The sequence below is a fragment of the Mesorhizobium loti CJ3sym genome (genome assembly GCF_000472785.1).
Classification (GTDB): domain Bacteria; phylum Pseudomonadota; class Alphaproteobacteria; order Rhizobiales; family Rhizobiaceae; genus Mesorhizobium; species Mesorhizobium loti_E.
Genome location: NZ_AXAL01000039.1, coordinates 35,293 through 45,158, shown reverse-complemented (window position 1 = coordinate 45,158; position 9,866 = coordinate 35,293). Strand labels below are relative to the sequence as shown.

Sequence of the window (9,866 nt, the reverse complement as noted above, 5' to 3'; positions counted from 1 at the left end):
TCCAGCGGATGAAGCGGTTGTAGATCGTCTTGTGGGGACCATACTCGCTGGGCGCGTCGCGCCACCGAAGGCCGTTCCTGATCACGAAGATGATGCCACTGACGATCCGCCGATCATCGACCCTGGGCACTCCGTGAGACAGCGGGAAATGCCGCTCGATCCGGCGCATCTGCGCCTCCGACAGCCAGATCAAATCACTCATTGCAGCGCCTCCTCGCACCGCCAATGAATCAGCCGTTTGCTGTCTCCGCAAGAACTTTAATAGGTCCTGACCCTAATCCCCCGGCCTAGCGTGCGCCGCGGAAGTGCGTCGGTTCCGCGAACGCCGTCATAGACGAGAGCGCCGTCACGGGCCGACGCCGGCAATCGCCACGAGGCCTCGGCACGGTTCGCTGCGCCCGAACATTTCACGAGGCGATCGCAGTCGGCAATACTGTTTCCATAGCGCCGCGCGCCGACAGCTTGGCGTCCATCAACTCGACCGGCAGCGGATCGTCCGCCACCGGCTGGCGCACTGCTTGCTTAAACGCCCTGCGTCCAACCTTGCCCAAGCGAAAGCCGGACGACTTCAGCAAGTGGCGGGTCGCGTTTTCGAGGTCAAGGAACTCATCCATCGCTCTCCCGTCTATTGCACTCGCCTTAGTGAAAAGCGATGTCGTCATCGTGATCGGCGTGCAACACGAACGCGCCTGTGTCGGCATCGAAGAACAAGACATCGAGGTCAAGATAGGGGTCTGCTCCCACCTCTTCTGCAACCCGGAACACGACGTTGCGAACACTGCGGATGATTTCGTTCAGTGGCGTCGCGACGGCTGTCGTCCCCTTGATGGTGATATCGCCGTTTCGAATGCCTGCGATAAGCTCCGACAGGTTTGCACTGCTGCTCTTTGCCGCCGGCGCGACAAGCCGCGCATTCTTTTGCGGCTGCGGAGCCGCGAATGTCATGAACAGTCCCGTCACGTCCACGTCCGGCGCAAGTGCCATCAGCATCATCATGGGCGAAACATCATCTTCGCTGGGCAAGGTCGTTTCGTCGAAGCCCTTGACGAACGTCAGATCAGCGGTCGGCCGATAGACCGGCGTGGTCGTGATCGTGTTGATAACCTTGGGTGTCGTGCTGACGCCCTTGGCCAGTTTGGGCGCCGTGCCGGACCTGACTAGATTCAGTCCGGTCGGATCCAACGATGCCGCCGCCGTCCTGGCATTGGCGCCAAGTTGCGTCATAAGCGGACTGATCCATGAGCCACCCAGCACCAAGCTGCTGGAGCTTGCGTCGAGTGTCTGTCGCACCACATCCTTGCCGCCGCCTGCCTCGACCTTATCGCGCTTGCGATCGAAGGCGTAAATATTTGTGCCGATGCCGCCATTGACGGTATCGAAGCCATTGCCGCCAGACAGCTGATCATTGCCGATGCCGCCGGAAACATAATCATCCCCGAGCAGACCGTAGAGAACATCGTCGCCGTCATTGCCTATCAGCCTGTCAGCATCGATCTTGAACAGGGACGGCGTGTTCACATCTGTCGTCACCACGCCATGCAGTGCTCCAAAGGCACCGAAATTGTAGACGTAGCGAAGCGTGGCGGTAAGCGTGGCACCCGTCTCGCCGACGGGAAGAACCCGCATGCTCTGGATCATGCCGGCGCCTGTGGAACTGCTGACGATCGGCAGAACGGCCGCCATATCGCCGAACATCAAGTCGTTGCCGATCCCGCCATCCATGACATCGCTGTTGAGAACGATATAGTCGGCCGCGGGCCGCTGCGCCTGTCGCTTGTCCTTGGTATCGAGCAGCCAAGAGCTCTTCGATCCATTTTTCGACCAGTCGACAGCCTTGGATTTGGCAAGCGCGGACTGCACGCCCCAAGCCTCGGCGCTGGCGTTCTTGGCACTGATATTACCGAGATAGAGACGGTCTATCGTTTTGAAGAAAGCATTCTGCAGGCCGTCAGCGACACCCTTTGCCGTCGATGAAGTCATGGCTATCGTTGTCATCGGTTGTTCTATCAAACCGACGTCGCCGATAAGAATGTCATTGCCATCGTCACCGAATATCTGATCGTTGCCGACATTGAGACCATAGCCCAGACCATTGCCGAACAGCCAGTTGCCAACCTTGTTGGCATTCGCGTTGATGGCGTCGTCTCGGCTTATATGGGCAGCGAGTGCCGTGGTTCGTGCCTTGTCCTGGGCCATCAGCGCAGCGTTGACAGCTGATAGCTCGGCGGTCGAGATGCCCGCAAGCGTCGCGGAATTCGCGGCGTTCACGACCGGCAGCACGACAACACCATTGTCGCCAATAATAAGGTCGTTGCCCAAGCCGCCATGGATGACATCATTCCCGATGTTCAGCCGATAGGTTGCGGGCCGCAGTGCCGACTGGCCGGCAACGAAAGTGGCGTTTGTCGTGTTGGTCTTAACGCCGAAATCAGCGATCACCTGCTCGCCGGCCGCATGCGCCGTGTAAGACATGTCGGCGACGACGGTCTGGAAATCCATCAGCCAGTTGTGCAGGCTGAGCGCACCGGCTGTGAGATTGGGACCGACCAGCGTAAGCGCGGTTGCCGGGACAATGATGGTTCCAGTGTCGCCGAAGATCGTATCGTCGTCGTTTCCGCCGATGATTTGATCGGCACCGATCGTGATGTTGACCATGGCCGCGTTCGGTATCGCATCCAGCGCGTTCTTGGCAAATCCCAACGATGCCAGATCGACCAGGAGATCGTTCATGGAAACCGACAGGCCGGCAACCTCATTGTCGATAGCCGTCAGCCCGGTCTCGGTGATGGTGGTTATCCGGCCATCATCACCGAAAATAGTATCCTTGCCGGAGCCGCCGTCGATTGTGTCGTTGCCGTAGGCAAAATCCTTCACACGCGTCACATCGGACAGCACCGAGGCAAACACTTCAATATGTTTGCCGTCGACATGCGATATGTCGTTCTTTGCCGAGAACTCGCCGAGGAAGCCGCTGGCTCCAGGCAGAATTTCGATCTGCGGCAGGGAATTGGTCAGTTCGGATGGCAGCAAATTGACGGCAGGCACGACAAGCTCGCCGCCGATCGGAAGCGAGATATTGAGGCCTGCTGCCGCACCGATGATGCGATAGGCATTGACGATCTTGGGGAGGTCCGTCTGGAAGCCGCTTGCATTGGACGCGCGGTCGCCGAAGATCGTGTCGTCGCCACTACCGCCGAGAAGCGTGTCGTTTCCACGTTGGCCAAAGATCACGTCGTTGCCGTCGCCGCCATCGATGTGGTCGTCATAAGCGGCTTCAAGGTCGATGCCGATCGCCTGCGTATCCCATGTGCCGCCGGCCAACGTCACCTTGACGCCATTGGCGTCGACGACCCCGCCAACCAGCAGCATATCCGGATTGAGCAAGTTCGACGCCAGATTGGTGCGCGAGACCGTCTTGCTGGAACTTATCGAGACGACGCTGACCGCCGTGGCGACTTCTTCCAGAACCACATCGCGATGCCAACTGCCGTCGCTGTTCAGCAAGGCAGTGCCGTCGGGATTATAAGCGCGCAGAACCTGGCCCTCGTCGCCAAGAAGATAATCAACACCGGCACCGCCTTCGATCGTATCGGAACCAAGCCCTCCAACGATCTCGTCTATGCCATTGTCACCGTACAGACGATCGTCACCGCGCTGGCCAAAGATCCGGTCGTCACCATCGCCGCCATGGATCTCATCCTTGCCGCCGACACCGTCGATGAGGTCGAACCTGACAACATCGCGCAGCAGCGAAGCTGCCTTGCCCGGCACCGCCGGATCGAGCTGCCATACGGTATTTTTCCAGGACGTTCCCCCGACCACCTTGCGGGCGATCAGGCCATTGTCGCCCAGTATGACGTCTTCGCCTGCTCCACCTTCAACATAGTCATCGCCGTCGGCCCCGCCGACCACATTGTGACCGCCAGTGATGTCGTCGTCGCCATCGCCGCCGAACAGACGGTCGTTGCCTTGTTGACCAACGATGATGTCGTTGCCTGCATCGCCGTAGATCGCGTCGTTGCCGCCGCCGTCTTGAACGGTGGTGTAGATCGAAATGATCCGCTGGTTTTCTGGCAGCGTCAGGTCAAACAGCGCATTATCGCCAAACAGCCGATCATCATTGGCGCCACCATGGATCTCATCGGCTCCGGTGCCGCCGACGACAATGTCGTTGCCGCCGCCAGCGTTGATCAGGTCATTGCCGCCGTCGAGCGGGCTGATGGTGAAACCTCTCTGCAGATTGGCAACGCGCTGTCCCAGGACCGTTGCGATTGTGAATTCAAACCGCGCATTGTCGCCGAATATGACATCGGCGCCATTTCCGGTGGTTATCGTGTCGCCGAAGGCGCCGCCGGCAACGATGTTGTCGCCATCGCCGGTCGTGATCGTATCGGCGCCACCCTTGGCGGTGTCGATCGAATAGGCAAGCGTCGGCAAGGTGTTGTCGAATTCGGCATAGCCACTGTCGCCAAACACGACACTGTTGCCCGTACCGATCTTGATCTTGTCGCCGGCGCCGCCGCCGAACACGACATGGCTGCCATTGCCCGCCTGGATATCGTCGATGCCGTCATTCTCGGTCCATGCGCTGCGCACGGATGTCATCTTGCCGTCGACAAAAAGCGCCAGGCCATTGTCACCCAGGATGACATCATTGCCGCCACCAGCGATGATCGTGTCTGCAAACGAGCCACCCATCAACACGTGATTGCCACTGTCGATGGTGATCGTGTCGTTGCCGCCATAGGCGACATTCGTCGTCTCGATCGATACGCGTCGGCCTTGTGCATCGAAGATCGCGAGGCCGTTGTCACCGAGGATGACACTGTCGCCGTCGCCAGCCGTGATGTCGTCGTCGCCATTGCCACCGAAAACGACGTTTCTGCCCGATCCGGCCTTGATCGTATCCTTGTAGCCGATCACCACCGGCACGCCATTCAACAATGGGGCAAAATCGGCGAACGTGCTTTCGATCCGGATAAGGATGTTGTTTTCGAAAGTCGCCTTGCCGTTGTCGCCGAGGATAACGTCATCACCGCCCTGCGAGGTGACCTTGTCGTTGCCCGAGCCGGCGATGACGATGTTGTCACCCGCACCTGTGCTGATGTCATCGTCGCCATAATAGATTGGATCAGTGCTTTCGATGCTGGTGACGTTGCCCGAGGCGTCGAACAGGATCACGCCATTGTCGCCAAGCACGACGTCGCCGATGTCCATGGGGCTGCCGCCGAGCACCTTGATCGTGTCGCCGGCCGAACCGCCGACGAGGATGTTACGGCCGCCGGCACTGGTGATCTGGTCGGCGCCGCCGAATTCCGGATATGTGGTCTTGACGATCGTCGGCAGTCCGTTCGCGAATTCGGCGCTGCCGTTGTCGCCGACGATCACATCCTGGCCGCCGGTGCTCTTTATGATGTCGGCACCGAAGCCGCCGAACACGATGTTAGGGCCATCGCCGGCATCGATATCATCGTTCCCGCCGACCGACGGATTGGATGTCTCCACCTTGATCACCGCGCGGTCGACCATCATGTCGAGCGTGCCGGGTACCAGCACGAGATCGGAACCGTCGATCGTCGCGACCTGCGTGATGATGCCATGATCGCCGATGATGACGTCGCCGAGATCGCCGCCGGTGATGATGTCGGCGCCGGGGGTTTCGGTAACGCCTTGAGCGTTGATACCGTCATCGTCGATGATGACGGTGCGGTTGAGATAGTCAACGTCGAAGGAGGAGTCGCCGATGATCCAGTTCTTGCCGTCCTTGCCGCCGATGATGTGATCGCTATCGGCGCCGCCGGCGATGAAGTTTGTGCCGTGGCCGCCGGTGAGCGTGTCTGTCCCGGCACCGCCATCGATGACGACGACGCCATGGGCACCCGAGGCATCGATGATGTCGTTGCCGGTGTTGAGGAACGAATAGGCGGTACCGTTTGGCGCGCCTGGCGTCGAACTGTAGCGCAAGCCGTTGGCCGAGGTGTCGCCGAACAGGACGACCGGTCCGGTGCTGTCATGGACAGTCAGCGTATCGCTGCCACCGCCGCCGTGGACGACCGTCAGGGTCTGGTCCTTGGTGCTGTCGATGGTGAAGTTGTCGTTGGCGACGCCAAGCAGAACTTCGACAATTTGCAGGTTGGTGTAGGTGATGCCGCGCGCGACATCGACCGGCGGATTGCCATCATTGTAATCGACCGACAGCGGGTTCGCTGGCATGCCAAGGCCCGAAATGTGGGTATCGGTGAGCACGCCGGTCAGCGGCGCCTGGGCTGTGTCGCTGAATACGACGAGTTGATCGACGTCGGTGCCGTTGTCGACCTCGATCTGTCTGATCACTTCCGGATTGAACTCGTCTGGCAGAGCCACTGAAGGCGTCAACGAACGGTCTTCCGGTCCGACGCCGCCCTCGACGAAGAGAGGTCCGCCGATGCGGGTCAAGTCATGCGGCTGCTGCGAGAATACGCGGATGCCGTCCGGAGGCGTCTCGCCGGTCGAGTCGAAAATCAGGTTGACGGTGACGGGCTGGTCCCAGTTGGTGTCATCGAAGGTCACGAAATAGCCGCTTGCGTCCTGCTGCACCCCTGGAGAGGCGCCAAGATCGACCTTGGCCTGACCATCGATGGCGATGTGAACCGTGACGGGCGCGGTTGGCTGCGTCGTCAGCACGATCTGGTAGCTGTCTGTTTCGCCGGCCTGCGACACGGCCGTACTGCCGTTCGTTTCGATGATCTGCACGGCTGCGGTGTCGGAATCGACCACCTCGACGCTGACCTTCTGGGTATCGACGTCAGCATAAACACCATCCGCCTTGTCCGATGTGACGGTGTTGCTGATCGTCGCGACGATACGGTTCTCGGGCGTGGAATCGGTCGGCGACGAGACGAACACCGTTTGTGCGTCGTTCCAGGCGAAGATATCGTTGGCGGCATCCGCGACCAGCCCGAACTTGATGGCAGTGCGCGATAGATTGACCTGATCACTGCTGGAAGACAGCGATACCGTGACCGTTTCGCCCGCGGCCGGCGGCTTGCTCAGCACGACCGTATAGTCGTCGGCGGCGCCGCCTTCGAATACGCTTGTCGAACCACCGCTCTCGGTGATGATGGCGTCCGGCTTGTCATCGTCGATGACAGTGACCAGCACGTTTGGAATTGCAAAACTGTCCAGCGCCTGCGCGACGCCATTGCTGTCGACATTGATGACCGAGTGGCTGATGGCGACTACGGTTTTGCCTTCCTCTGCTGTGTCAGAGATCGCCTCGACGTAGATGAGCTGTCCAGCGGCCCAATTGCCGCTGTCGAAAGCAGCCGTCACGGCTTCGTGCCAATCGTCGGCGTTTCCGGTCAGCGAAACCAGGATGGTCTGGCCCTGCTTGGCGCGTTGCTGCGCCGATGCCTGCGCGGCCGATATGGTGACATAGGCTATGGTGCCGGCAACCGGCGCCATCGGCAGCGTCAGCATATAGCTGTCCACCGATGTCGGATCGTCTTCCTTGACCGTAATCCCATCGCCTGTGTCGACGGCTACGGCCGTGCTGCCCTTTGTGGTCAGATCGATGCCGCGCGTGAACAGGCCGTTATAGCGCGGATCAGCGCTGGTCACCGTATGGGTGATCGTGCCGCTGTCGCCATTGGCATCGTCCGAAACCACGGTCTTGGTCACATCGCCAGCGACGTTGAACGTGTCACTGCCCAGGCCGCCGATCAGCGTGGTGACGATGTTGTCGGCAGTCGAGAGCACGTAGAAGGTGTCGTTGCCTTCGAGGCCGTCCACATCCATTGCTTCGGCGTTTGTAACCTTGACCGTGAGGCCGGCGCCGTACACGCCATCCTTGGTTATCACGAACGTGTCGGCAAGTTCCGTTCCCAGCACGACAACCCTGTCAAAGCCGGCGCCGCCATCGATGTCGACCGGCGCGTTGACATTGTACTGGATAAGGTCGTCGCCATTACCGCCATTGACCTTGACGTTGACGCCCTCTGGCAAAGCGAAAGCCCGGATGACGAACTCGTCATTGCCGTCCTCGCCCTCCAGCCTCAGATCGGCATGGTTGGAATAGACGACGAACATGTCCTCTCCGGTGCCGCCATAGAGCACGGCCGGCAGGGTGATGCCTTCGGACAGATAGCCGAGTGTGGTCTCGGTCGTCTCGAAGCGGTCCTCTTGCGAAATGATCGCGTAGGAGCCGTTCGGATCCAGATTCCCTTCAGCATCGACCTTCTGGTCACGCGAGCTTCCGAAAATCTGGCCGACCTGGAAGAAATCGTTGCCTTCGCCGCCATCGACGGTGAGGATTGCGGAATTGTCGTCGAAGTAGAAGCGATCATCGCCTTCATTGCCTTCGACGATGACGCGCCCGTTGCTCGTGGCGTCGTAGTTGATGCGCTCAACGGCGGAGAGATAACCGCCAGCGCCATCCGGCACCATGTGGGCGATGAAATTCTTGCGGAAAAGGAAGGTATCCGCAAGGCTTGTGCCCTCGATCGTCAGCGTGTCCACACCGTCATCGCCAGCGCCGGTGTCATGGACGTTCATGACATAATCGGCATCACCCTCAACGTTGACGACCACAGAATCCGTGCCGCCCTCGCCGTCTATGGTCAGTTCGTCGCGGATCACGCGACCTGTCGCATCGCGGCCAAAGGCCGGCAGGCCATTGGCGCCAGGCGCCACGTCGACGCCTTGATAGGTGGTCATGGACGGCAGCTTGTTGACGGTAATGAGATCGTCATCGGCTCCGCCATGGACAAGCGTGTTGCCGCGCAGCGCGGCCACGTCGATGAGGATGTTGTCCTTGTCGCGGCCGCCAGCAATCTCGATCTGCGGCGCCTGCAGCGTGCCATGCAGCTCGATGTTGGAACCCACACCCGGATCTGGATCGGGCACGTTCGGCGCCTGATAGTCACCGGCAATCAGTATCTTGGTCGGTGAGATGATGACCGACGTTGCATCGGTGTAGACGTCGTCGCCGGCCAGCAGGCGAACGTCGCCGACCGAGGCTTCAAGCGTCACGCCCGCAGCGACTGTGATGTTGTCGGGCAGGTCGTCATCGCCAATGTGCGTGCCTTCAAGGTCATCCTCGGCCCAGAATTCAAGCGTCGTCTTTTCCGCGACGCTGCTTTCGGTGATCAGGATTGGGCTTGAGGCCATAATATAGGCGCCACCGCCGGCATTAACGCCGGACGTCTCGGCCCGCACGCCACCAACCTCGAGCGCACCCAGGTTCTGGATCCAGGTGTCGTCACCGTAAGACCAGGATTCGAGATTGGCGACCGAGGTCGTTACGCGCTTCGAAGACGTACCGATGTTCTTGGAAGCAAACAGATAGGTTTTCTTCGAAATGACGTTTGCAAGGCCGTCGGCGCGACCGTTGAGGATGTTGCCGTTGACTGCCGTGATGAAGGCCACCGCATCCGCGAACGCCGCTGCATTGGCCGTGCCGGCACCCACTTCATTGAGGACGAGATCCCCAGAAGTCTCGATCAGGTAGATGCTCTCGAGGTCGGTGTGTGCGCTGACGGTGCCAGGTCCCGATGAAGAGCTGTCGATGTCGAGTTCATTGGCAACCGTACCGATGCCGAGATGGGCTGTCAGGTTGATGTTGCGTCCGATGACGTCGGCTTTCGGCAGCACCACCGCACGTGTCGGATGCGACGGGTCGATGTTCGAGTCCGGAATGGTGAGATTGTAGTTTGGATCCGGAAGCTCGGCGTCGATGATCGATCCCTCGTTGGCGACCAAGGTGACATCCTCGTTGATCGAACGGATGCCACGGACATTCATGTCGCCATGGGTTTCAGTCAGGAATATCGAGCCGCCCGCGACCGCGATGATCGTGCCGCGATTGGTGGCGTTGATGGTCGGATCAC

Annotated in this window: 3 protein-coding genes (1 of these 3 running past the window's edge); all 3 read right to left on the bottom strand. The window is 60.0% G+C overall.

The features are described from left to right. Window positions 1–202, bottom strand: a 202-nt coding sequence (locus A3A9_RS0133495) for a transposase (RefSeq protein ID WP_027062476.1), incomplete at its 3' end; no start/stop codon positions are given. Between the two features lie 205 nt (window positions 203–407). After that, complete coding sequence (locus A3A9_RS45460; protein ID WP_027062475.1) at window positions 408–614, bottom strand: hypothetical protein; 207 nt, start codon at window positions 612–614, stop codon at window positions 408–410. Window positions 615–639: 25 nt separating this feature from the next. Then, window positions 640–9,866 carry the end of an LEPR-XLL domain-containing protein gene (locus tag A3A9_RS40195; RefSeq protein WP_033839016.1) on the bottom strand. 20,419 nt of this gene lie beyond the right edge of the window, so 9,227 of the gene's 29,646 nt are visible here — the last part of the coding sequence; its start codon lies off the right edge, out of view; its stop codon occupies window positions 640–642.